The organism is Hymenobacter sp. 102 (assembly GCF_049949205.1).
Classification (GTDB): Bacteria; Bacteroidota; Bacteroidia; order Cytophagales; family Hymenobacteraceae; genus Hymenobacter.
Window position 1 is genome coordinate 2,355,232 of record NZ_CP188172.1, and the last position, 24,989, is coordinate 2,380,220.

16 protein-coding genes are annotated in these 24,989 nt (G+C 64.2%); 11 read left to right on the top strand and 5 right to left on the bottom strand.

Going from position 1 to position 24,989, the window contains the following annotated elements; genetic code table 11:
- Nucleotides 1-361: 361 nt before the first annotated feature.
- A complete protein-coding gene (locus ACN19L_RS10150; RefSeq protein WP_426493365.1) occupies nucleotides 362-796 on the top strand; it encodes an META domain-containing protein in 435 nt (144 codons plus the stop codon).
- On the opposite strand, the gene ACN19L_RS10155 is transcribed toward ACN19L_RS10150, so the two are convergent.
- Nucleotides 793-3,315: a TonB-dependent receptor plug domain-containing protein gene (locus ACN19L_RS10155; protein WP_426493366.1), complete on the bottom strand. Its 2,523-nt coding sequence runs from the start codon at nucleotides 3,313-3,315 to the stop codon at nucleotides 793-795. The genes ACN19L_RS10150 and ACN19L_RS10155 overlap by 4 nt on opposite strands.
- An 82-nt stretch (nucleotides 3,316-3,397) precedes the next feature.
- Nucleotides 3,398-6,271, bottom strand: a complete 2,874-nt coding sequence (locus ACN19L_RS10160) for a hypothetical protein (RefSeq protein ID WP_426493367.1) — start codon at nucleotides 6,269-6,271, stop codon at nucleotides 3,398-3,400.
- A gap of 143 nt (nucleotides 6,272-6,414) precedes the next feature.
- Here ACN19L_RS10160 and msrA point away from each other — a divergent pair, with 143 nt between their 5' ends.
- From msrA to ACN19L_RS10195, 7 genes are all read left to right on the top strand, one after another.
- Nucleotides 6,415-7,098 (top strand): peptide-methionine (S)-S-oxide reductase MsrA, encoded by a 684-nt coding sequence (gene msrA / locus ACN19L_RS10165; RefSeq protein WP_426493368.1) that lies wholly within the window; start codon nucleotides 6,415-6,417, stop codon nucleotides 7,096-7,098.
- Nucleotides 7,099-7,420: 322 nt separating this feature from the next.
- Nucleotides 7,421-8,080 (top strand): hypothetical protein, encoded by a 660-nt coding sequence (locus ACN19L_RS10170; RefSeq protein WP_426493369.1) that lies wholly within the window; start codon nucleotides 7,421-7,423, stop codon nucleotides 8,078-8,080.
- A gap of 271 nt (nucleotides 8,081-8,351) precedes the next feature.
- Nucleotides 8,352-8,891 (top strand): hypothetical protein, encoded by a 540-nt coding sequence (locus tag ACN19L_RS10175; protein WP_426493370.1) that lies wholly within the window; start codon nucleotides 8,352-8,354, stop codon nucleotides 8,889-8,891.
- A 280-nt stretch (nucleotides 8,892-9,171) separates the two neighbouring features.
- Nucleotides 9,172-12,093, top strand: a complete 2,922-nt coding sequence (locus ACN19L_RS10180) for a T9SS type A sorting domain-containing protein (RefSeq protein WP_426493371.1) — start codon at nucleotides 9,172-9,174, stop codon at nucleotides 12,091-12,093.
- 178 nt (nucleotides 12,094-12,271) lie between these two features.
- Nucleotides 12,272-12,757, top strand: a complete 486-nt coding sequence (locus ACN19L_RS10185) for a hypothetical protein (RefSeq protein WP_426493372.1) — start codon at nucleotides 12,272-12,274, stop codon at nucleotides 12,755-12,757.
- A gap of 758 nt (nucleotides 12,758-13,515) precedes the next feature.
- Nucleotides 13,516-14,673, top strand: a complete 1,158-nt coding sequence (locus ACN19L_RS10190; RefSeq protein WP_426493373.1) for a methionine aminotransferase — start codon at nucleotides 13,516-13,518, stop codon at nucleotides 14,671-14,673.
- Nucleotides 14,674-14,776: 103 nt separating this feature from the next.
- Nucleotides 14,777-15,562 carry an amidohydrolase gene (locus tag ACN19L_RS10195; protein ID WP_426493374.1) on the top strand — a complete coding sequence of 262 codons (786 nt, stop codon included), beginning with the start codon at nucleotides 14,777-14,779 and terminating at the stop codon, nucleotides 15,560-15,562.
- A gap of 150 nt (nucleotides 15,563-15,712) precedes the next feature.
- On the opposite strand, the gene ACN19L_RS10200 is transcribed toward ACN19L_RS10195, so the two are convergent.
- The gene (locus tag ACN19L_RS10200; RefSeq protein ID WP_426493375.1) at nucleotides 15,713-18,007 is read right to left on the bottom strand and encodes a T9SS type A sorting domain-containing protein; all 2,295 of its coding nucleotides are present in this window, start codon (nucleotides 18,005-18,007) and stop codon (nucleotides 15,713-15,715) included.
- A 64-nt stretch (nucleotides 18,008-18,071) separates the two neighbouring features.
- Here ACN19L_RS10200 and ACN19L_RS10205 point away from each other — a divergent pair, with 64 nt between their 5' ends.
- A complete protein-coding gene (locus ACN19L_RS10205; protein WP_426493376.1) occupies nucleotides 18,072-19,376 on the top strand; it encodes a UDP-N-acetylmuramoyl-tripeptide--D-alanyl-D-alanine ligase in 1,305 nt (434 codons plus the stop codon).
- 67 nt (nucleotides 19,377-19,443) lie between these two features.
- Here ACN19L_RS10205 and rfbC read toward each other — a convergent pair whose 3' ends face one another.
- A complete protein-coding gene (rfbC, locus tag ACN19L_RS10210) occupies nucleotides 19,444-19,986 on the bottom strand; it encodes a dTDP-4-dehydrorhamnose 3,5-epimerase (RefSeq protein ID WP_426493377.1) in 543 nt (180 codons plus the stop codon).
- 51 nt (nucleotides 19,987-20,037) lie between these two features.
- Nucleotides 20,038-21,156 (bottom strand): glycosyltransferase family 4 protein, encoded by a 1,119-nt coding sequence (locus ACN19L_RS10215; protein ID WP_426493378.1) that lies wholly within the window; start codon nucleotides 21,154-21,156, stop codon nucleotides 20,038-20,040.
- A 150-nt stretch (nucleotides 21,157-21,306) separates the two neighbouring features.
- Here ACN19L_RS10215 and ACN19L_RS10220 point away from each other — a divergent pair, with 150 nt between their 5' ends.
- Together ACN19L_RS10220 and ACN19L_RS10225 are read left to right on the top strand one after the other, a co-directional pair.
- Nucleotides 21,307-21,864: a hypothetical protein gene (locus tag ACN19L_RS10220; RefSeq protein ID WP_426493379.1), complete on the top strand. Its 558-nt coding sequence runs from the start codon at nucleotides 21,307-21,309 to the stop codon at nucleotides 21,862-21,864.
- 168 nt (nucleotides 21,865-22,032) lie between these two features.
- Nucleotides 22,033-24,786: a M16 family metallopeptidase gene (locus tag ACN19L_RS10225; protein ID WP_426493380.1), complete on the top strand. Its 2,754-nt coding sequence runs from the start codon at nucleotides 22,033-22,035 to the stop codon at nucleotides 24,784-24,786.
- Nucleotides 24,787-24,989 lie beyond the last annotated feature (203 nt).

Genomic DNA, 24,989 nt, shown 5'->3' on the forward strand with positions numbered 1-24,989 from the left:
TGTCCGCCACAGAAAATTTTGTTTCGGCCGCAGCCTTCCGACCGAAGTCAGTGGGAGAGTAAGCGGATTTTTATTTGCTACTATTCAACAACTTATATTGAATCTGATCAAAAAGTCTGCCTGAGCAACTTACAACGTCATGCTCCGGCAAGCTCAGCATGACGTTCCTTCGGCTTGCTGAGCAGCTTCACTGTATAGCCTAAGCACAGTTACTCCCTGGCACGGATTTTTACGGGATAGTGCTGAACTCATCTCCGGTGGCGGGGCGCAAGCCACCCAACTCCGGGCGTACAGTATGCAACCATTCAGCTCGGGTTGGCCTCCATCCCATACAGCTCTCACCCCCGGTCTTCGTTTTCTTATGAAACTGCTCCGCCTCACCGTTCCGGTACTGGCCGCCCTGCTCAGCAGCTGCGCCAAAGACAATGAGCCGATGCCCGCCCCGGTGTACCTACTGGACCAGCGCTGGAAGCTGATGGAGCTGGTGGGCCAGCCTGTATCCGTAGCCGATGCCAACTCCGGCACGGACTTGCTGCTGAACTCAGTGACAGGCACCAACGGAGGCCGGGCTTTCTGCAACCAATACGGGGGCAGTTACACCCTGACCGGCAACAGCGCTGAGCTCACTTTCAGTCCGCAATTCAGTACCTACGCCACCTGCGCCATGCAAAGCCAGGAAACCAAGTATCTGGAGCTGCTGCCCAGCGTTACGCGCTACACCATCCGGAACCGGCAGCTGGCCCTCTACGACGCCACTCACCCCGAGCCCCGGCTGGTATTTAACGCGGCCGATTAACGGTTGGCTTCCACTACCAGCCGGGCCTGCGCTACCACGGGCTCCCCACCGGCGGTTACACCTTCCAGGCGGGCCAGGAAGGCCCCGGCGGCGTCGGCCGTGTAGAAGGAGAAGCGCGCCTGCCCGGAGGCGGGCACATGTAGCATGGGCTGCCAGAACAGGGTCGTCAGGCGGGGGTCGGGGCGGTTGGCGGGAGCCGGCACCTCATAGCGCGGGGCGTAGAACTCCCGGGTACGGTAGTAGGCCGGCAGGCGACGGGTTGCCACGCCAGGCAAACCCGCCCGCCCCGATGTGTCGGAGCCTTCTTTGGTGAACACTGCCACTACCCCATTGCTGCCCCGCGAGCCGTAAATACCCGCTTCAGCCCCCTTCAGCACTTCTATCCGCTCCACATCCTGAACAGGTACACTCAACAATCCGTTTGCGTCCAGCGGCATTCCATTCAGCAGATATAAGGCATCCGAGGATTGCGTGATGGAGGATAAACCACGGATTGTAACGGAGTAATTCAGGCCGCCGCCATTCACCAGCACGCCCGCCAGCCTGCCCCGCATCAACTCAAAGACGTTAAGAAATGTATTGGCCTCCGGAATGTCCTTTGTGTGCAATACAGCGGAGGCCTTCCCATGTAAGGAACGGGGGTCGACAGGGTCCGGACGCCGGCCTTTGATGGTCACGTTGCGCAGGACGATGCCGCTGGTCGTATCGGGCCGGAACTGGCGCTCCAGCACCTGCTGGCGGCGGCTCTGCAGCCCGTAGGCAGTCACCGTGTTTTCTAGGTCGGTAAAGGCGGCCAGGGGCGGCCGCGGGTGCCAGTTGGTGGTGCCGGGCACGGGCCACCGGTCCCAGAGCCGTAGCTGTAGATTGTTGCCACCCTTGGGGGTGCGGGCCTGCAACAGCACTTGTGCCGTATCAGTCCCGGAAAAGCCCGTCAGCAGGAAATATCCCTGGTCGTTGGCCTGCAGCTCCATCACTTCCGGCACGCCTTTCCGCAGCAGCAGCAGTGGGCCGTTGGGTACGGGCTTGCTGCCGCGCACCAGCTGCCCACCCAGCGAAAGGGTACGCTCCAGCGGAAAATCGAAGCTGTTGATAGCGGGCTCGGTGCTTGTTACCTGCCGCCACACAAACCGGCTCCAGCCCTGTGTGAGTAGTAAATCATCAAGCGCCTGGCGGGTGGCGGGCGTCGTGTTGCGGAAGTACCAAGCGGGGTTTTCCACGTAGCCGCGCAGCTCGGAGGTCAGCAGCAGGTGCGCCTGCATAGTGGTTTCCTGCCGGCCCTGCTCAGGAAGCCCCACCTGAGCGGCTACGGCAACGGATACATCGGCGGCTACGGGCTGGCCCGCCGCGTCGCGCAGGGTTACCTCCACCGCAACGGGTTGCCGCGCGCCGTACGCGGCTTTATCAAACTGCAGTTGCGCGGTGGCTTGCGCGGCGGGCAGGGAAAATACCAGCCGCTCAGCGCGGGCGGTGTTCTGGCCATCCAGCAACGTTACGTGCACCAGCCCGGCGGGTAGCCGGTTCTTCGGAATGGGGGCGGCGTAGGTTTCGCCGGGGACAATGGTGCCGGCGCCGGCGTACACCGGGGTGCCGCGCACGTGGGCCACCACCTGCAGCGGCTCCGGACCAGTACCGCCGGGCCGCCGCACGTACACCATGTACCGGCTGCCCAGGTCACGCACCGTCAGCAGCCAGCCGCTAGGCTGCGCGGCCGGCAAGGGATATTGCGCCTCCGTATCATCGGGCAGCGTTACCTGGGCCTGGTATTTGCGGCCGGGCTGGGGCGTAAATGCGAAAGAGCTCATACCCAGCGCCGGCGTGCTGAACTCCGCTACTCGCTGCTTGCGGTCATCCAGAATTACGCCGCGCAAAGCTATGCCCTGGCCGCTAGCAGTTACGGCCTTTACGCCCACTATGGACTGGGCTCCTTGCACGTACTCGCCGCCTTCCGGAAAAAACTGCACATCGGGCTGGGCGGCGGCGGCTACCACCCGGCTGGTTTGCCGGGCCAGGGCCGCCTGCCGCAGCATGGATACCGGCTCCGCGCCTTCGGCCGGGGCTACGGCCTGCCACACGGGCACGCGCCGCGTGAACAACAGCTCCTCGGGCCAGTTGCGCATCCAGCTGGTGTAGGCCCGGATGGTGTAGATGCCGGTGCGCAGTGTATCGGGCAGTACAATGTCGCCCTCGGCCATGCCCTGGCGCAGCCGGAGCGTGCGGCAGAATGCTACCGTCCGCTGGGGCGTTACCACATCCACGTACAGCACCCGGCTCAGGGTATCAAGCTGGTGGGTGCCGGCGCCCACTACGTAGGCCTTAAACCACAGGGTTTCGCCGGCGGCGTAGGCATCCTGGTTGAGGTGCAGGTAGCTGGTTTCAGGCTGCGTTTCGGCATAGAAGCGCTGGACCAGCAGCAACAGTTGCTGCGGGTCGGGCAGGGCGGGCCGAAAGGCCATAGCCACACTTGCTACAAGTGCGGCTCCGCTACCCAATAGCATCATCCGGCGTATAGTTTTGTGCATAGCTCTCAATGGGATAGTTCAGGTAAACGCTGGCGCCGAACCCACGCCGACACCCTAATATAGTCGCCAGCAAATTTCCGGCCTAAAAGCCTACGTTCAGCACCAGCGGCTGTAATTGCCAGCGTTGGTAGTAGGAGTCGTACACGGTGCGCAGGCCCACTTCCAGCGGGGTGCGCAGCCGCAGCGGGTTGAACACGGCCGACACATCGAAGCCGGTGGAGTAGTAGCGCCCCCGGAAGCCCGGTTGCGCGGCCTGCACGCCGTCGTAGAATATGTTGCCCTTCAGGCGCTGCACGTACAGCACCCGGCCCAGCTCCCAGTGCACATCGGCCAGGGGCAGGCGGTACTCGGCACTGTAAGAGGTGAGGCGGTTGGTGCTGAGGTAGGGCAGGTTGCGGGGGTAGAAGATGGCCGCCCCAAACCGGTATTCCTGCTGCTGCTGGTACTGGTAGCCCGCCCGCAGCCGCAGGGCGTGGTGCCAGCCAATACCCGGTAGAAACAGGCTGCCCTGCGCCCCCAGCTGCCGGGCTTCCAGCCCCCGGCCAAACGGCGTGTCCCGCACCGTCAGCAGCACGCTCTGCCCCCAGCGCGGGGCCACGTCGCGGGTGCTCTGGCGCAGGGTGCGGGAAAAGCTGAGCGTGCCCAGTAGCACGTTCAGGGGTTGGGTGGCTACTTCAGTAATCGGGCGGCGCGTAAACGGGTAGTTGCGGGCCTGCTCGTGCTGATAGTAGGCCCCCACCGTGAGGGAGGTGAGCATACGGGAAGTAGTAAGCACCAGCGGCAGACGGGTACCCAGGCTCAGGCGGTTGTACTGCCAGGTTTCCTCCCCACCCCCGCCCACTGGCAACGCCCCGATGGCCCGGCGGCCGCCGTGCTCCACGCTACCATCCAGCACCGGCCCCAGGCCCTGGTAGCTCACATCGGCAAACACCCGGCCGGTGCGCTCTACCCCATCATAGCCCACGCCCGCAATGGCCTGGGTGGTACTGAGCACGTCCTGGGCCCGGATGCCGAGGTTGAGGCCGTTGCCCGAGGGGCTCTGCACCAGCCCCCAACCGTAGAGGTTGGGCGCATGGGGCAGGCGGCGGTAGCGCCGGGCTAGCAGCGCAGGCCCGACCACCGAATCCTGGGGCACAATGCCCCCCACGGTGCGGGCACCCGGCTCCCGGGCGGTCAGCTCGTCGGCGTAGCGGTTGGGGGCCGGGGCGGCCGGCGCAGCGGGCAGCCACTGGGCTGGGCTGAGCGGCATTTCCAGCACCCGGCTGCCCTGGGCCCGGATTTCGTGGAAGGCGAGGCGCTGACCATCGGGGCTGAGGGCGGGGTGGTAGCTGCCCACGGGGCGGTTGGTTACCTGCCCCACCTGGCCGGTGCTGATGCGCACGGCGTACACTTCCTCCTGCCCCGAGCGGGGCGAGGTGAACAGCACGAAATCGGGGCCGGGCTGGGGCTGGGCGATGTTGTCGTTGGCGGCGGGCAGCAGCACCCGGGCCTGGCCGGTTTCGATGTCCAGCAGCTCCAGGCGCTTACCGGCCGTTTCCAGCCGTACCACGGCGGCTGTGCGCCCATCGGCGGCGAAGCGGGGGTGCAGGTAGGGCTGGTTTTCGGGGTTCGGGAAGGTGCGCAGCTCCTGGCCGGTTTCGGTATCGAGCAGGTGCAGGCGGTGCTGGTAGCTGGAATCGGTGCTCACGGCCAGCAGGCGGCGGCCATCGGGGCTGAGCACGGCGGTAGTGTAACGGGTGCGGCGGCCGGGGCGGCTTACCTGGCCGGTGGCCACGTCCAGCACCCGCAGCTCGGAGTACACCTGCTGCTGCCAGCGCGGGTGGTAGCGGAATTCCAGCCAGGCCACCTTGCCCCCGCCCGCCGAAAGCTGCTCCGCGTTGTGGTGCAGGCCCATCACCCACAGCTCCCGCTCGGGGCGGCCCCGGCGCAGCGCCACCAGTCGGGGTGTGTGGCCCAGGCCGGTTTTCAGGGCCACCAGGGTGCTGTCGTCGAGATACTGGGGAAGCTGGTATTCGGTAAATACTTTTTCGGTGGCCGCCACGGGTAGCTCGGTGGCAGGCGTAAGGGGGCGGGCGGCGGCTTCCGCGCGCCAGAGGCTGTCCAGCTCCTGCACGGTGCGCTGGTACAGGTCGTCGGTGCGCAGGCCGGTGGTGCGGCGCAGCTTATCCGAAAACGACAACGGGTACACCGGGAAGCGGTAGTAGCGGTTGAGCACGGTGCCCCATACGCCGGGGTCGGGGGCGGTACGCTTGAGGCGGCTAGTCAGAAAATAGCCCAGCACGTAGTGGTTGGGCACATTATCCCGAAAGGAGCCGGCCACGGCCTTGGCGTAGGAGTAGCGCCGCCCGGCCAGCAGATTGGCCCGGAAGTAGGCTTCGAAGTTGGGAATCCGGCCCCGGCCGCTGCGGGTGAGGGCTGTTTCGGTGCCCACGGCGTCGCCCTCGGCAAACCAGTCGGGCACGCCCAGGGTGGTAAGGCCCAGCCCCCCATAGCCGCCAAACAGGTAGCCCAGCTGCCCCAGGCCCTGGTGGGCCTTATCGAATTGCACCACGTGGCGGTACTCGTGCACGGTCAGCTCATCCAGCCAATCCAGCGTGCCGGGCAGAAACGGGTCCTGAGGGAAGGTGGTGTAGAACTCCGAATGCCGGGGCAGCAGCGTCACGAAGCCATTGCCGATGGTATTGCGGGACTGTAATACCACCGTAACGGGCCGGGCGGCCAGCCCCAGCGAGGCCCCGCCCGGCTCGTGCACCTGCTCCAGCCGGGCGGCCGTGCGCCGGGCCCGGGCTTCAAACCCTTCGGGGTACACCACCCGGAAATGGGGCGTACGCACCTCGTACCAGCGCACGGCGGCGGACACTTGCTGCTCAATGGGCAGCAGGGTTTGGGCCGAACTCAGCAACGGCAAAACCGCCAGCCCCAGGGCCGGCCACAGCGTACGAACAGGGAATTTCACGGGAGCAGGCAGTGTTATACTGCCCGAAGAAACCACCCCGCCGGCCCGAAACCAAGTTTATCTGGCGGCGGGGGTGCGTCCGCCCCGGGAGTGGCTGCGTACGTACGGTTTTCCCTTCTGCTTTGTCCTTGATTTTCTGCCCCATGAATATGCTCAGAAACGGCCTCGCGGCCCTGTTGATTACGTTACTGGCCTCCTGCTCGGAGCGCCGCCCGGCTGAGGCCCAGGCGGAGCCCGGCTCCCTCACCCGCTCCACCGCTGCGCCCGCCCCGGCCAATACCGCCGGCCTGGCCGTGGCCACCTTTGCCGGGGGCTGCTTCTGGGCCACGGAGGAGGTATTCGAGGAGCTGCGGGGCGTGAAGGCGGCCGTGTCGGGGTACAGCGGAGGCACGGTGGCCAACCCCAGCTACGAGGAAGTGGGCACCGAGCGCACCGGCCACGCCGAGGCTGTGCAGGTGTACTACGACCCTAAGCAAATCAGCTACCAGCAGCTGGCCGACGTGTTCTTCAAGGCCGCCCACGACCCCACCACCCCCAACCGCCAGGGCCCCGATATGGGGCCGCAGTACCGCTCGGTGGCGTTCTACCGCACCCCTGCTGAGAAGAAGGTGCTGGAAGAAAGCATCAGCCGCGTGAATGCCAGCCGACAGTACGGCAGCCCCGTCGTGACGCAGGTACGGCCCTACCGGCAGTTCTGGCCCGCCGAGGGCTACCACCAGGGCTACCTACGCCTGCACCCCCGGGAAAGCTACATCCAGAACATCTCCATGGTGAAGGTGGAGAAGGTACGCCACACTTTCCCGCAGCTGCTGAAGAACCCGCTGTAGCGGATTGCTGATTGATATAGTACACCTGTCATCCTGAGCAGCGCGAAGGACCTTGACCCCACTGGAACGAGTCGTTCATACGATTGTCGTTCAGGTGGAAGAAAGCCCTTCGCGCTGCTCAGGATGACAGGTTTTCTTTTGCCACCATTCCCCCGCTCAGCACAAATTTTTCTCCGCTCCGGAACTTTTTTCTGAAAACTGGCACCGGGTTTGCAAACCGCTTAGCATTCCACTTCTGGCCAGAAGCTGAACCACTTGCCCGCCCCGGTTGCTGCCGGCGCGGCGGGCCTATCCTATCCGGTTATTTCTCAGCTTCTGCCTCATGAAAAAGCTTCTCCCCTTCCTGCTGCTCCTGTGCCTGGCCGCCTGCGCCCCCCGCGTGTACACCGCCCGCGACTTCCGGCAGCAGGTGCAGCCCCGCCACCGCACGGTGGCCATTCTACCCTTCAACGTGCAAATAAAGCCCGCTCCGCCCCTGCCCGGGCAGCGGCCCCGGTTCAGCCAGCGCGAGCTGGCCGAGCAGGAATACCAGACCGGCCTGGGCGTGCAGGGCAACGTGTACAGCTGGCTGCTGCACCGCGGCCAGCGCAAAGACGGCTATACCATAGAATTCCAGGATGTGGCCCGCACCAACGCCCTGCTGCAACAGGCCGGCCTCAGCTACGAAGAAATGCAGACCCGCCCCCGCGAGGAGCTGGCTAAACTGCTGGGCGTGGATGCCGTGGTAACCGGCCAGCTGCTGCTCAACAAGCCTCTGCCGTTGGCCGCCGCCGTGGCCATCAACGTGCTCACGCCCTTCTACGCCATTTCCGATGAGGTAACGGCTTCCCTGAGCCTGCACGACCAGCAGGCCGGCCGCCTGCTCTGGCGCTACGACTGCCGCCTCCAGGGCGGCGGGGGCCTCACCGACAACGCCCAGAACCTGACCGACGCGCTCATGCGCAACGCCGCCAAGCGTTTCCCCTACCAGCGTCGGGGCTAATACGTCTGCCCTTCGCCTATAAAGCCGCCAGCTGCCCCCGCGCAGGTGGCGGCTTTTTTGCGCCTCGGGTGCGCCACTTGCGGCCGGAGTAGCCCCGGCGCGCGGCTTTGGGAGGTAACAGCCCCGTTTTTAGCATCTGCTGCTCGCGTTGTAATCCGCCGTCTTTCGCGTAGCTTGGCCGTACCGTTCTGCTTCTCTATCTACCTATTGCTAGCTTCCCCCACTGCGGCGGGCCTGTCTCATCCTTTCATCTTTTATCCCGTTTCGCTCCGTGAAACTCACTCGCCCGCCCCTCTACCTGGCCCTGCTGCTGCTCACGCAGTGTAGCAGCTGCAAGGAGAGCGACCCCGCACCCGCCCCACTACCCGAACTGCCCCCCGCCACCCAGACCGGGGCCCGCACTTTCGGCTGTCTGGTCAATGGCAAGCCCTTTGTCGCAAAGGGGATAAATCTTGTTAGGGGAGAGTGGCTATCTAACACTGATTGGGTGGTATCTGCTGGCGCCCGTAGTCAAAACGATAAATTTAATGTGTATATGATTTTGACAGATTCTCTTCTGCCTGTTGCCAAGCCCTACCCATTGCGTTCGGTTAGTTCTAATTATCCCACTTCTAAATTGGTGGGATTCACAACTAACGCTAACACAGAACAATGTGATTATAAGGGTACACGAATCCGCACGGGCACGTTGACAATTACTCGTTTTGATGCCGTGGCCCGCATCATGGCTGGCAGTTTTGCCTTTACGCTCTACGAGCCCGGCTGCGACTCACTGCGCGTCACCGACGGACGCTTTGACGTCCAATTCTAATCCTTCTATCCCCGTTTTTCTTTCCTGCTCTATGCGGTATCTTCTATTACTGCTGGCCGCGCTGTGCCTGGCCGGCCCGGCCACGTTTGCCCAACGCCCTACCTCTGCCGCCATTGCCCCTGCCTCGTTGCCGGCGACGGTGTCGCCCTAGCACCGCCACCAGGATTCCGTCTTTCAGGCCCTGGATCGCGCCCCTGTCAGCACGGGTCTATTACTTGACTACGGCCACAGCTTCCTTGACCCGGCCAACTACCAGGGTGCCCTGCTCGATAGCAACTACGTGGACCTGGGCTCCTGGCGTCTGCTCTATGCCGGCCTGCACGCCAGCGTCTACAACGCCAACGTGACGCTGCCGCCCCTGCCCGCCGCTAACCAGGCCCTGGCCGACGCCCGCCAGCCCGGCCGCGTGGGCCTGGCCCTACTGCTGGCCCGCTACCAAACCATCCGCTCCGATGCGGCCACCCTGAACCTACTGCGCGTGCAGAATAACCAGCTCTACGACGTGCCCGGCCGCACCCAGAGCCCCTACCTCACCCGCACCGCCGTGGCCGTGGCCCCTACCGAGGCCCTCATCACCACCCGTACGCCTACCTTCTGGCCGGGAGCCGCCCTACGGTTTACCAACGCGGCCCCGACTATTCAGCGGCTGGAGGCCGATTTCGGGGATGGGCAGGGCTACCGCACCCTGGCCTGGGACCAGGCCGTGCCCGTGAGCTACGCCGCCAACGGCACCAAAACCCTGCAATTCCGCCTGACCTGCGCCGATGGCAGCGTGCTGCTCAGCCACTCCCAGCTGGTAGTGAACGAGCCGCCCGCCGCCCGGTATCCGGCCCAGGCCCTAACCCGCCCGACCAGTGAGTTATTTATGGATGTGCGCCCCTACAACGGCCGGGCTGCTTCGGCGCAGGTTACCGTAGCCCTCGCCACCAATAACGCCACGGGCCAGATTCGTAAGCCGCTTATCGTGGTGGAAGGCTACGATGCCGGCAAGTTCGTGGATGGGGCTGATTTTACGTATCGGGATTTTGTGACAGGTGATATATTCGGTGGTATTCTAACTCCATATTTCAGAACCATTCCCGGCGACAGAGACAACTTCAACGACCAGCTTAGTGAAGTTGGCAGCTACGATTTGGTGTTCGTGGATTTCGATGAGGGGACGGACTACATTCAGCGCAACGCCTTTCTGGTGGAGCGCATTATTCAGTGGGTGAACGAGCGGAAGCAGCCCCTGGCCGGCGTACGGCAGCAGAACGTGGTGGTGGGCATGAGCATGGGCGGCCTGGTGGCCCGCTACGCCCTGCGTGATATGGAAGTGCGCCTGGCCAACGGCACCTCCACCGTGCCGCACGATACCCGCCTCTACATCTCGCACGAGGCCCCGCACCAGGGAGCCAACGTGCCCCTGAGCGTGCAGTACATGGTGCGCGGCGTAGCGAGTATCGTGCTGGTACCCACCATCTACTTCAATACCGGCACGCTGTACAGCGGCCTCAATGTAGGCGACCTGAATACGCCGCTCAAAGGCTTCCGCGACCTGCTCAACCAACCAGCTACCCAGCAGCTGCTCCTGGTGCAGGCCTCGGCGGCGGGCCAGGCCGTGCACGATGCCTGGTTGCAGGAGTACAATCAGCTGGGCTACCCGCAGCAGTGCCGCAGCGTAGCCACCAGCAACGGCTCGGAGTGCGCTACGCCCCAGCCCTATCCGCCCTACGCCGAGCTGCTGCGCCTGCAAGGCAGCGGCTACCTCAGCAAGCAGCTCAACCAAACTATCCGGATTGCTACTATAATGGCTGGCAATACCCTTGGCATAGCAGTAAGTCTGCTGGGCGGCGGCCCTTTGGGTTACGCCGTTGTATCGGGTGCTTTTGCACTGTTTTCCCTGGGCAATTACAACGGCGAGGTTGATTTCGTTCTGCGCGCTCTGCCCAGCCAGCAGCAGCAGAATATCTACCGGGCCCGGCTCTACCTGCGCAAGCGGGTGCTGGGCATCAACATCCGGGTGAAGCAGTACACCGAAGACCAGAACTCCCAGGCGTCCATGCTGGCCTGGGATACGGCCCCCGGCGGGCAGTACGATATCAACGCCTTTGCTGGCGGCCTGCTTGACCAGGTGCGGGGCAATTTTCCTATTCCCCTCGCGCAGTATACCGTGCAGCCCACGTTTTGCTTTGTGCCCACCGTTAGTGCCCTGGATATCGGCAGCAACGCAGTAGCACAAACCCCGCAGAGCCTCACGGCTTCTTACTCCCCCAGCGCCCCACCCACCGCCCCCTACAATACGCCCTTTGCCAACTTCGTCACGGCCGGGCGCGGGCTGGAAGGCCACATTCAATGGACGGGTTTGAACAGCAAATGGGCCTACAACGAAATGGAGCAAACCCCAACGACGGTCAATTGCCTGGCATTCTGCCAGGCTCAGCCTACCATCAGCGGAGCGAATGAGGTCTGTTCCAGCACCACCTATTCCATTGCCGGCTTGCCGCCCGGCGTAACTGTGCAGTGGTCTGCTCAGCCTTTCGGCGTGCTCACGTCTTCCTTTAGTACCGGGCCTACCTTCACTGCTACGCGGAACTCCGACGGCGCGGTGGTACTACAAGCTACGCTCATCAGTGAATGCGGCCGAGTTACGCTGAACCGCCGGGTAACTGTCGGTGCCCCCGCAGAGTTCGAGCTTGACGGGCCCACGGAGCTGACGGACTGCGACCCGGCCGGCACCTACCAGATTACCCCCTTCGACCCCAGCCTCCAGTACACCATTACCTCCAGCGGCCGGGTGCGCCACCGCACCTTGCAGCCCGATGGCAGCTTCCTGGTATTCGCCCAGGCCACCGGCACCGGCGAGGTGCGCGTAACGGCCGCCAACGCCTGCGGCACCCGCCTGACTTCTCTGCGCATCAACGTAACCAGCTGCGGCTACACCTACTACACCGTGTACCCCAACCCCGCCCAGGATGAGGCCACCGTGCAGGCAACCGACGCGGAAGCAACGGCGGCCCGCTCCGCCCCCGCCGGCCAGCCTGCCGAGGCCCCGGAATTTGAGGTAACGCTCTACAACGGGCAGGGCCAGGTAGTGTACCAGGGCCGCAGCCAGGGCAGGCGGGCCCGCCTGCCCCTGCGCCAGCTGCCGGCCGGCCTCTACCAGCTCCACGCCGGTCAGGGCGCGCAGCAGGAGCGCCACACGTTGCAAGTCACGCACTAGCCGGTGCTCAGCTGCGCCCCGCGGGCTGGCCGCCCGTCATGCAGAGCGCAGCCGAAGCATCTCTCCCGCTTCGTTGAGTCGGTGCAGACGAAGCGGGAGAGATGCTTCGGCTGCGCTCAGCATGACGGTCTCTTTAGCTTCTCACTTTTTCCCTTTCACCTTTTATTTCTTATCCCCCATGAAACAAGGCTACCGTATTTCCGCCGCCCTCCCCGCCCCCGATAAGCAGGCCATTCTGGCGGCTTTGCGCACCATCGAGCAGCAGCTCAGTTTTCTTATTACCCTGGCCCCCGAAGACAGCCGGGGCCTGCGCAACCTGGGCGTGGATGGCATTCCCTACGCCCAGGCCGGCCTGGACGCGGTGCGCGCCAGCGTCGACTTCACCCGCCGCTCCTTCGATTTGCCCGAGTTTGAGCGCGACGTGCAGCTGCTCGACGACCTGCGCGAAATCCGGGCCGTGCTGCGCCCCCTGGCCCAGAAGCTGGAAGACACCTACCGCTTGGTAGGGGCCGATGTGATGGTGACGGCCGACGATATTTACGAAGACCTACGCCGCGACAACGGCGAAACCGCCGCCGTGCTGCCCGCCCTCAGCCAGATGCGCAAGCGCTACCAGTACCGCACCGGACCCGCCGACCGCGCCCAGCCCGTCCCCGGCAAGTAGTCCCCGCCGCCCCGTGCGCGGGCAGTCGTCCCGAGGGGATTCCGCCCCCGTCCGGTCCGGTACCGGGCGGGGGCGGTTGCGTACCGGGCCGGCGCGGTCTGGAACCGGAAGGGTGCGGTTCCAAGCCGCGCGGTTGCGGCGGGCCAACCGCCCCGGCGCGGTTCCGGACCGGGAGGGCGCGGCTGGCAACCGCCCGGCGGCGGTTGCGTACCGCACCGGCGCGGTTCGGAACCGGGCCGGCGCGATTCGGACACTGATACGGTGCGGTTCGGAACCGGGAGGGCGCGGCCGGCAACCGGGGGGAGGGCGTGGGGCTGTAGAGACGCCTGCTTGCGTATCCCCGTGGAACGAGAAGGCGGCAACGGCGCGGCCGGGGAAACTTCCCGCCGGTCCGGCGGCTGGAAGCCGTCGGGCCGGTTGCCGCAAGCTGAGGTTGTTACGGCAGCGTGCGGACGGCAGCTAACGGCAACCGGCCCGACGGGCTCCGCCCGCCGGACCGGCACACCGCTCACGAAACCGCTATAAAGCGGGGCGCGGGGCCGGAGATGTAAACAAGAACGTCATGCTGAGCTTGCCGAAGCATCTCTACCGAGGGTAATCTAATGGTCTTGCGAAGCGGCAGAGATGCTTCGGCAAGCTCAGCATGACGTTCTTTACCCCTTTCCAGATAACATCGACGGGGGCCGCAATTCCCCGTCTTGCCCTGAGTATCTTTCAGCGGCCTGCTTTTCGTTTGGGCTACCTCAACTTCGCCATTCATGCCCACGCCTCCCCTGCTCTCCAAATTGCCCGATGTGGGCACCAGTATCTTTTCGGTGATGACCCAGCTGGCCCAGGACAGCGGGGCCATCAACCTGGCCCAGGGCTTCCCGGATTACGACCCGCCCCGGCCGCTGCTGGAGGCTTTGGCCCGCCACGTACTCACGCCCGGCCACCAGCAGTACGCCCCCATGCCCGGCCTGCCCCGCCTGCGCGAAGCCATTGCCGATAAAACCGCCCGCCTCTACGGCCACCGCCCCGACGCGGCCACCGACATTACCGTGACCAGCGGGGCCACCGAGGCCCTGTACGCGGTGCTGGCCGCCGTGGTGCGCCCCGGTGATGAGGTAGTAATTCTGGAGCCCGCCTACGATTTGTACGGCCCCGCCGTGCGCCTGCAAGGGGGCGTGCCGGTGTACGTGCCCCTGACGCTGCCCGATTTCCGGCCCGACTGGGACCGGGTGGCCCAGGCCCTCACGCCCCGCACCCGTTTGGTCATGATCAACTCGCCCCACAACCCCACCGGGGCCGTGCTGACCGCCGACGACCTTGATACCCTGGCCGGCCTGCTGCGCGACACCGATACCCTGCTGCTCAGCGACGAGGTGTACGAGCACATGGTATTTGATGGGGTGCCGCACCGGAGCGTGACGGGCCACCCCGAGCTGCGGGAGCGGGCCTTCGTGCTGTCGTCATTCGGCAAAACCTACCACGCCACCGGCTGGAAGGTGGGCTATTGCGTGGCCCCGCCGGCCCTCTCGGCCGAGCTGCGGCGGGTACACCAGTTCGTGACTTTCAGCGTGAGCACGCCCACCCAGCACGCGTTGGCCGACGTGCTGCCCCTTACTGAGTTGTACGACGAGCTACCCGCGTTTTACCAGCAGAAGCGCGACCTGTTTCGGGAGTTGCTGGCCTCTACGGGGCTGCGCCTGCTGCCGGTGCCGGGCGGTTACTTTCAGGTGGCCGATTTCAGCGCCCTGGCCCCGGAACTCTCGGATGAGCAGTTTGCCCGCCGCCTCACCCAGGAAACCGGGGTGGCCGTGGTGCCGCTCTCCGCCTTCTACCATAACCGCCACGACGATAAGCTGGTACGTTTTTGCTTTGCCAAGCAGGAAGAAACGCTGCGGGCGGCGGCCGAACGGCTGCGGGCATTGTAGCCCTATCCTCAGGGCTGGCCTGGCCGCCCTATCCATTCCCCTTGATTAAACAGGCTATTCTGCGTATACTTTCCTGTTCATCTATCCGCTACCACCTGCTGCCATGACCGATTTAACCGTTTCATTCGTGCAGGCGGCCCTGCGCTGGCACGAGCCGGCCGCCAACCGCCAGGAAATGAGCCGTCATATCGACGAAATTTCAATTCCGACGGACCTGATTGTGCTGCCGGAAATGTTCACCACCGGCTTCAGCATGGAGGCCGCCACTTTAGCCGAGCCGATGGACGGCCCTACGCTGGAGTGGATGCGCCTGATGGCCGACGCCCGCGACGCGGTAGTCACTGGCAGCCTCATCGTGCGCGACGAGCAGGGCCGCTACTACAACCGCCTGCTGTGGGTGCGGCCCGATGGCTCAGTGAGCTATTACAACAAGCGCCACCTGTTCAGGATGGCCGGGGAGCATGAGGTGTACACGGCCGGCACCGAGCGGCTGATGGAGGAATGGCGGGGCTGGCGCATCTGCCCGCTGGTGTGCTATGATTTGCGCTTCCCCGTGTGGAGCCGCAACCCTCTCGACCAGCCCTACGACCTGCTGCTGTACATGGCCAACTGGCCCGCCGCCCGCCGCACCGCCTGGATTACGCTGCTGCGGGCCCGGGCCATCGAAAACCTGGCCTACACGATGGGCGTGAACTGTGTGGGCACCGATGGCAACGGCCTCACCTACGCCGGCGACTCCGCCCTGCTGGATATGCGCGGAGAATACCTGGTGGAAGTTGGCAACCAGGAAACCAGCATCACCCGCACCCTGCGCCACGACGAGCTAACGGCTTTTCGGGAGCGTTTTCCCGCCCTCCAGGACGGCGACGCCTTCGAGCTGAAAGGATAAGGGCATGTTTTGTAAATAGAAAAGAACGTCCTGCCGAGCTTGTCGAAGCATCTTTCTCAAACGAGTTCATACAACCAGGGCGGGGAAAATGCTTCGACAAGCTCGGCAGGACCGTTTCGGCGTTTTCAGACGCCGGCTGTCTCCGCCCGCCTATTTCACTTCCAGCCGCTGCACGGTGGTTTCGCCGGTGAGGGTCTGGCAGCGGATGAGGTAGATACCGGCCGCCAGCCCGGCTACTTGCAGCTGGTGCGTGCGGGCGGGGGCCGTGGCCGGCTGCACTACCCGGCCGGCCAGATCCAGTACCGTTACGCGCACGGGCCGGGGGGCTTCCAGCGTAGCCGTGAAGGTGGCCGGGTTGGGGTAGAGCTGCACCGGCAGGGCCGCCCGGGTGGCGCGGACGGTGGTTACGGTGCGGTTGCGGCCCCGAAAGCTGACGACGCCCCCGCTTTCCAGGCCCATAAATAGCTCGGGGGCTCCGTCACCGGTTACATCGGCAGCGGCCAGGGCGTAGCGGTGCAAGTTGGCCCGGCCCCACTGCCCCGGCTGAAACTGCGCTGTGAGGACATTGTAAAAGACATCGGCGCGGCCCAGAAACGCGCCGGCCTGCGCCTGCGCGCGCACGTCGGTGTACAGTTGCACGTCGCCGTAGGTATCGGCAGTGAGCAGGTCAGGGCGGCCGTCCCCGTCAAAATCGGCCACAACGGGGCTGAGGTAGGTGGGCCGCCCTCCGGTGCCGGTACGCAGGCGGCCGAAGTCGTTATCCTGCACCGTGAACGTCTGGCGCAGGGTGGCGGCCCCGATGTTGCGGTAGTAGCGCAGCGACTGGCCGGGGTACTCCTGGGAGTTGGCATTGGTGCCCAGCAGCAAATCCACCAGTCCGTCCCCGTCCACATCAGCAAAGGCGGGCATATCAAAGGCCCGCTGGGGCATGTTGGCGAAGGTGGCGGCCGTACTCAGGCTGAAGGCCACCGGCTGCCCCGCCCGGGCCGTATTGAGCACGTAGGTGATGGGGTTGAGCGTAGAGCCCTGGGCAAAGGACGAATACACCAAATCCAGGGCCCCGTCCCGGTTCAGGTCCACCAGCACCGGCTTGATGAAGCCTAGCTTGCGGCTCAGCAGCCCCAGGTAATCGGTGGTAACCAGTTGAAATACCGGGGCCGTGCGGGTGCCGGTGTTGCGGTAGTAGCTCAGGCTGGCCCGGTAAAAGCCTTTGGCGTTGTTGCGGCTCACGCCGCCCAGCAGCATATCTACCAGCCCGTCCCCATCCATATCCCCAAACGTGGGGGCGGCCATTTCGCTTACCTCCAGCATGTCGCGCTGCAGAAAATCAATTTGCTCCCGCACCAGCGCAGGGGCCGCACCCGTGCCCGCGTTGCGGTACAGCTGCACCGACTGCCGGGTTTCCACGGTATCGGTGTTGTCGTAGAGGTTGGCGGCCACTACCAGGTCGGGCCGGCCGTCGAAGGTCACATCCACGGGGTAGGCGGCCGGGAAGTTGGGCAGCCGCACCGGCGTGGCACTGAACGGGGCCAGCGCGTTGGTACCGGCCGCCGTGAAGCGGGCGGTCTGGGCCGTGCCCTCGTTGCGCAGCACCGTCAGCTCGGGGCAGTTGTCGCGCCCGGTCAGCAGGTCCTTGTCCCCGTCCCCGTCCAGGTCGAACAGGGCAATGTTGAAGCCGCCGGTATGCGCGGGCCGGGGCAGGGGCCGGCACTGGTCGGGGGCAAAGGTGAAGCTGCCGCACCCGGCCAGGCAGGCTGTGAGCCCGCCCCAGTAGCTGCTGGCCTCCCGAAACTCCAGCCCTCCGCAGCCGGTGGCGGTGGTGTTGCGGTAGTAATAGATGGCGGGCGAGGTGGCGGCAAAATCATACGCCAGTACATCCAGGCGGCCATCCCCGTCCACGTCCTCCACGGCGGGCGTGTTGTAGCCCCCCACCGCAATATTAATGGCCCCAAAAGTATCAAGGTACGAGAGCAGGGACGTCACCAACCGGAAGCCGGGGCGGCCGGCGGCATCGGCCACGTTGCGTAACACGCGGATATTGCTGCCCGAGGCGTCGGCCGTGAATAGGTCGGGGCGGCCGTCACAGTCGTAATCGCGCAGCAGCACCCAGCCGTTGAGGTCAGCCGGAAACAGCGCGGCGTAGTCGGGCGCAAACTGCCAGGCGCGGCCGGTGGCCGTAGCTACGCTCAGGAACGGCAGCACGCGGTTAGTGGCCCTATCAAACACCACCAGGTCGGGCTGCTGGTCGGCGTTGAGGTCGAGGTTGGAGAACTGGGGCGAGTTGAGCCCCCCGGCCCAGGCGTTGGGCAGGGTTTCGGAGCCGTGCACTACTTTTGCCCCGGGCCAGTAATCAAACCCAAACTGCCCCGTGCTCTGTCCCGAGGCCCGGTAGCACCCACTGCCCATCAGCGTCAGCAAAACGCCCTGAAGTAATAGTTTACGCATCAAAAAGGCGACATTAGCGGCTTCCGTTCAGTTCCTATTGCTCTCAAATTACGCACAAACCCGTATGGTAGATATTGCGGCGCTCTACGCCCGGTTCCAGCAGGCCACGGCCGTCAGCACCGATTCGCGCCAGCCCCAGGAGGGCACGCTGTTTTTTGCCCTGAACGGTCCCAGCTTCCGGGGCCGCGACTTTGCCGCCCAGGCCCTGGCCGCCGGGGCCCGCTACGCCGTGGTGGACGATGAGGCCCTGGCCACCCAGGACCCCGCCCGCTATACCTACGCCCCCGACCCGTTGGCGGCTTTGCAGGAGCTGGCCCGCTACCACCGTCGGCAGCTTATTCTGCCGGTGCTGGCCATTACCGGCTCCAATGGCAAAACCACCACCAAGGAGCTGGTGCACGCCGTGCTGAGCCGCCGTTACCGGGTGCAGTACACTAAGGGCAACCTCAACAACCACATCGGCGTGCCGCTCACCCTGCTCAGCATCCGGCCTGGTGAGCATGAGCTGGCTATTGTGGAAATGGGGGCCAATCACCAGGGCGAGATTGACCTGCTCTGCCGCATTGCCGAGCCCACCCACGGCCTCATCACCAACATCGGCAAGGCCCACCTGGAAGGCTTCGGGGGGGTAGAAGGCATTGTGAAGGGTAAGGGTGAGCTGTTTCGTTATCTGCAGCAGGTAGGCGGCACGGCCTTCGTGAACACCCTGGACGCGCGCCTGCCCGGCATGGCTGCCGACGTGGCGGACCGCATCACCTACCCCGGCCCCACCGACACCTACCCCGCCGAAATCCTGAGCACTGAGCCGCTGGTTACGCTCCGGCTGTTCGAAGGCACCGTGGTGGAAGCGCAGATTACGGGCGGCTACAACTTTCCCAACCTGGCTGCCGCGGCAGCAGTGGGGGCCTATTTTGAAGTACCCGCCGCCGATATTGCCCAAGCCCTGGCCGGCTACGCACCCACCAACAACCGCTCCCAATTGGTGCGCACCGCCCACAACGAGGTGCTGCTGGATGCCTACAACGCCAACCCCAGCAGCATGGCCGCCGCCCTCCACAGCTTTGCCAAACGCCCGCTGGGCACCGCGCAGCGCAAGGTGGTTATCCTGGGGGATATGTTTGAGCTAGGGGAAGACAGCCCGCGCGAACACGCCGAGCTGGGCCGTCTGCTAGCCGGTTTGCCCTTTGATACCGTACTTCTGGTTGGGAAGGAAATGCAACATGCCGCGGCTACCACTAGTGCAGCGCATCATTTCCCCACCAAGCCCGAGGCCGCCGCCTGGCTCCGGGCCAACCCGCTGCGGGGGCGTCAGGTGCTTATCAAAGGCTCCCGGGGTATGGGCCTGGAAACCCTGCTGGAGCTGGTATAGGGTGAACTGGTGAGTTCGTTGTTCTACCGGACTTGATGGTAGAACAACGAACTCACCAGTTTACCCATCAAAATGGGCTTTCCAGCTCAGCCAGAGTAGGCAGCACTTGGTCTTTAGCCGAAATGGTGGGGTTTTCCACGCCCCACTGAATGTTCAGGATCGGGTCGTTCCAGAGTAGGCCGCCTTCCGACTGAGGGGCGTAGTAGTTGGTACACTTGTAGAGGAAGAGTGTGTTGTCTTCCAGAGCCGTAAAGCCGTGGGCAAAGCCTACCGGCACGTACAGCATGTTGTACCGCTCGGCGTCGAGCACCACCGATACGTGCCGGCCATAGGTAGGCGAGTTGCGGCGGATGTCCACAATTATATCGAGGGCACGGCCTTGGGCTACGCGCACCAACTTGGCCTGGGCGTAAGGCGGTTTCTGAAAGTGCAGCCCCCGCACCACGCCCCGGTCGGAGCGCGACTGGTTATCCTGCACCCAGTCGCCCAAGATACCGGCCGCCTCCATTTTCTGGGCACTGAATGATTCGAAAAATGCCCCCCGGGCATCACCAAACACGCGGGGCTGGATTTCCACCACGCCCGGAATATCGAAGTACTTAAATTCCATAGAAGCAACAGCTGGAGACAAAGCGGCAACCGCGCCGCAAGTTAGGCAGATTTAGCGGCGGCGCGTTACCTGCTGCACCACATCAAGGTACTTCTGCAGCACAATTTGCTCATCGAATTTGGTTTCGGCCAGGCGGCGACCGGCGCGGCCCATGTCGGCCAGGGCGGGGGCGGGCAGGCGTAGCACCTGCAGCATCTTGGCGGCTAGGTCATCAGCGTTGCGCACTTGGCAGAGCAGGCCGTTCTGGCCATCTACCACGGTTTCGCGGCAGCCGGGCACATCGGTTGTCACGATGGGCTTGCCCATGGCGGCGGCTTCCAGCAGGGTTTTGGGCGTGCCTTCCCGGTAGGAGGGCAGCACCACGCAATCAGCCTGCCGGATCTGGGCGGCTACGTCGTCGGAAGTGCCCAGGTACTCGATGTGGCCGGCCTGCAGCCACTCTTCAAACACACTGCGCTTCACGCCCACGCCCCCGCTTTCATCCACCCCGCCCAGCAGCTGCACCCGGGTGCCGGGCACGGCTTCGCGCACCAGGCGGGCGGCCTCAAAGTACTCTTCCACGCCTTTTTCGTAGAGCACCCGGGCAATCATCAGGAACACGAACGGCTCCTGGCGCTGGTAGGCGGGGTCGGGGCGGAAGCGGTGGGTATCCACGCCGGAACCAGGCAGCAGGTCGGTAATGCGCGGGTCCACTAGGCCGTTTTGCAGGAACAGCTGCCGGTCATCATCGTTCTGGAAAAACACCCGCTTGGGAAACCGGAAGGCAAACCGATAGAGTCCTAGCGCCACCTTGCTCACCAGATTTTTCACGATGAACACCGTGCCCAGCCCCGATACGTTGTTCACGCTGGGAATACCGGCCAGCCTAGCCGCAATAGTACCGTAGATATTGGGCTTGATGGTGTACTGCAGCACCACATCGGGCCGCTCCCGGCGGTAAATCTGGTAGAAGCGGCGGGTAAGCGCAGCATCCTTCACGGGGTTGGTGCCTTTGTTTTCCATCAGAATGGGCACGTAGCGGCAGCCCAGCTCGGTTTCCAGCCGCTCGGAGTAGGCGTCGGGCGGGGCAATGGCCAGCACCTCGTGGCCGGCGGCCTGCAGGGCCTTCACCAAGCTCCGACGAAAATTCCAGATGTTCCAGCTGGTATTGATAACTAGGGCAACGCGCATTCCGGGGGTGCTACAGGTAAATGGCAGAAGTAAAATCGGGCAAAGATACGGGGTGCCCGGCCGCCCTATACGTACCCGCCCGGTTTTCGGCCGACGGACGGCGGCCGTGCCGTATTTTTAGGCCGCCTTCATCTTCCACCCGTTTCTGCCTTGGCTACTCCCGTCCTGCTGTTGTGCCTGCACGCCATTGTGGCGCTGGTTGTGTTCCTGTTCTTCGGCTACAAGCTACTGCTGCTACTCACGAGCCGGCGGGAGCAGCTGCGCCACCTGCGCGCCCGCACCCGCTGGGCCGACAGCCTGCTGCTGGGGCTGCTGCTGATTTCGGGTGGGGCGGTGTGGGCTGTTGATTCGGGCCGGGGAGTTGGGTTTCCGGTTACGCTGCTGGGCACGCTGCTGCTGTTGGTAGCGTATGTATGGATGTTGCGCCGCGAGAAGGGGCACTTGGCCCTCGGCGACCTGCTGGGGGCCGCCGTACTCTACGGCGCTACGCTATACCGCACATTTCCGGCGCTGCTGCCCGGGGTATCTGCCGCGGTAGCAACCAACGCTCCGGCTCCCGGCCGCGCCGAAGCTACTGCCACTCCTGACGCCGTGGTTCCAGTGGATTCAACCATTGTGGCTGCCAATTCCAGCATGTCGGTCGACTCCGCTCAGGCACCTGCCGCCGATTCCTCCGCTACTCCGGCTTCAGCGCAATCAGGCTTATAGTATTAGCCGGGGCAGTAGCCTGTCAGAACTTCTTTTTTCCACATGCTTCACCCAAAAGCCCCTGTTAGTAAATGCATCTGGCTGTTTTGTTGAATATCCTGTGGCTTCTATACGCTATTCTGTGTCTTCACCGTTGCCTGATTGTTTAGTCCTATTCCCTTTTTCAGTATGAAATTACCTTTCCTCCTGGCGCCGCTGGCGCTGAGCCTGCTGGCCCCGGCGGCCCGGGCCCAAACCGCCCCTGCCCTGCCCGCGGGCGTTACCAAAACCACTGCCGTGGAAGGCATCACCGAGTATCGCCTCGACAACGGTCTGCGGGTACTGCTGTTCCCGGATGCCTCCAAGCCCACGGCCACCGTCAACATCACCTACCTGGTGGGCTCCCGGCACGAGGGCTACGGGGAAAGCGGCATGGCGCACCTGCTGGAGCACATGGTGTTCAAGGGCTCTACCAAGCACCCCAACGTGCCCCAGGAGCTGACCGAGCACGGTGCCTCACCCAACGGCACCACCTGGTACGACCGCACCAACTACTTCGAAACCTTCTCGGCCACCGAGGAAAACCTGAAGTGGGCGCTGGATTTGGAGGCCGACCGCATGGTGAACTCCTTTATTGCCAAGAAGGACCTCGACACCGAGTTCAGCGTAGTACGCAACGAGTTTGAGAGCGGGGAAAACTCGCCCACCCGCGTGCTCATGGACCGGGTGCTGAGCACGGCCTACCTTTGGCACAACTACGGCAAGAGCACCATCGGCTCCAAGGAGGACATTGAGCGGGTGCCTATCGACAACCTCAAGGCCTTTTATCAGAAGTACTACCAGCCCGACAACGCCGTGCTGCTGGTGGCCGGCAAAATTGACCCCGCCAAAACGCTGGGCCTCATCAAACAGTACTTCGGCGGCATTCCGAAGCCCACGCGCCAGCTGCAGCCCACCTACACTGTGGAGCCTACCCAGGATGGGGAGCGAAGTGTAAGCCTGCGCCGCCCCGGCGACACCCAGGGCCTGGCCGCCGCTTACCACGTACCCGCCGCCGCCCACCCCGACTACCCCGCCACCGACGTACTGGTGGAGGTGCTCACCAACGAGCCTTCGGGCCGCCTGTACAAAGCCCTGGTGGAGCCCAAGAAAGCCGCTGCCGCCTGGGGCTTCACGCCGGGCCTGCACGACGCGGGCTTTGCCTACTTCTACGCCGACGTGCGCCAGAACCGCTCCCTCGACTCGGCCCGCACCACCATGCTCACTACCCTGGATGAGGTAGCCACCAAAACGCCGCCTACGGCCGAGGAAGTGGACCGGGCCCGCACCAAGCTGCTGAAAAACGTGGAGCTGATGTTCCAGAACAGCGAAAACCTGGGCCTGAGCCTGAGCGAGTACATTGCCAGCGGCGACTGGCGGCTGGTGTACCTCTACCGCGACGCCCTGCGCCGCGTAACGCCCGCCGATGTGCAGCGCGTGGCCACCGCCTACTTCAAGCCCAGCAACCGCACCGTGGGCCTGTTCCAGCCCGACAACACGCCCAGCCGCAGCCTTATTCCAGCCACGCCCGACGTGGTGGCCCTGGTGAAGGACTACAAGGGCGAAGCTGCCGTGGCCACCGGCGAGGCCTTTGATGTAGCCCCGGCCAACATTGACGCCCGCACCAAGCGCGGCCAGGAGAAAAACGGGCTGAAATACGCTTACCTCAACAAGCAGAACCGCGCCAACGCCGTCAACGCCACCTTGCAGCTGCGCTACGGCACCCAGCAGGCCCTGCAGAACAAAGCGTTGCTGGCCAGCCTCACGGCCTCCATGCTGGAGCGCGGCACCAAAACCCGCAGCTACGCCCAGATTAAGGATGCCTTCGACAAAGCCAAGGCCCAGGTATACTTCTACGGCGGCGGCCAGACCACTACCATGGGCGTCCAGACCGATAAGGAGCACCTGCCGGCCGTGCTGGATGTGGCCTTCGACTGCCTGCGCAACCCCACCTTCCCGGCCCAGGAGTTTGAGAAGCTGAAACAGGAGCGCCTGGCCCAGCTGGAAGCCCAGAAGCAGGAGCCCCAGGCCCTGGCCTTCAACCTGGCCGAGCGCCTGGCCAACCCCTACCCCGCCGGCCACATCTTCGAAACGCTGAGCTACGACGACGAAATTGCCCAGCTCAAAAAGCTGACGGTGGAAGACGTGCGCCAGTTCTATAAAACCTTCTACGGGGCCCAGAACGCCACTTTGGCCGTGGTGGGTACCTTCGATGAAAAGGCCGTGCAGCAGCGCGTGGGCAAGCAACTGGCTTCGTGGAAAGCCGCCTCGCCCTACACCCGCGTGCCCCTGATGGCCTTCGAAACCAAGGCCCGCCAGGAAAGCATCCAGACCAACGACAAGGCCAACGCCCTGTACGTGACCATGCTTAAAATGCCCCTGCGCGACGACAGCCCCGATTACGCGGCCCTGTTCCTGGGCAACTACATCCTCGGCGACGGGTTCCTGAACTCCCGCCTGGCCACCCGCATCCGCCAGAAGGAAGGCGTGAGCTACGGCGTGGGCTCCCAGGTATACGCCGACGACAACGACCCCATGGGCGGCTACTACTCCTACGCCATCTATAACCCCGACAACTCCGCCCGCCTGGAGCAGGCCTACCGCGAGGAGCTGGAGCGGTTTATTAAGGATGGCGTAACGGCCGAGGAGCTGAAAGCGGCCAAATCGGCGGCGCTGCAGAACTACCAGGTGCAGCGCGCCCAGGACCGGTACCTGGCCAGCACCTGGTCGCAGTACCTGGGCCGGCCCGAAGCCCGTACTTTCCAGTACAACGCCGAGCTGGAAAAGCAGCTGGCCGCCCTCACGCCCGCGCAGGTAAACGCCGCCATCCAAAAATACTTCTCCTACGACCGCCTTGTGCAGGTAAAAGCCGGCGACTTCGCCCGCTCGGTAAAGGCGAAGTAGGTGGTTGGGTGGTTAGGGGGGCTTGTCATCCTGAGCTTGCAAAGGACCTTACCACGCGAGAGCGACAATCATTACACCGACTCGTTCATACGTAATAAGGTCCTTCGCTGCGCTCAGGATGACAGCCCCCCCAACCATCCAACCACCTAAACACCCAACAACCACCCAACTACCTACCTTTGCCGTACTATTCCTCGGAAGCC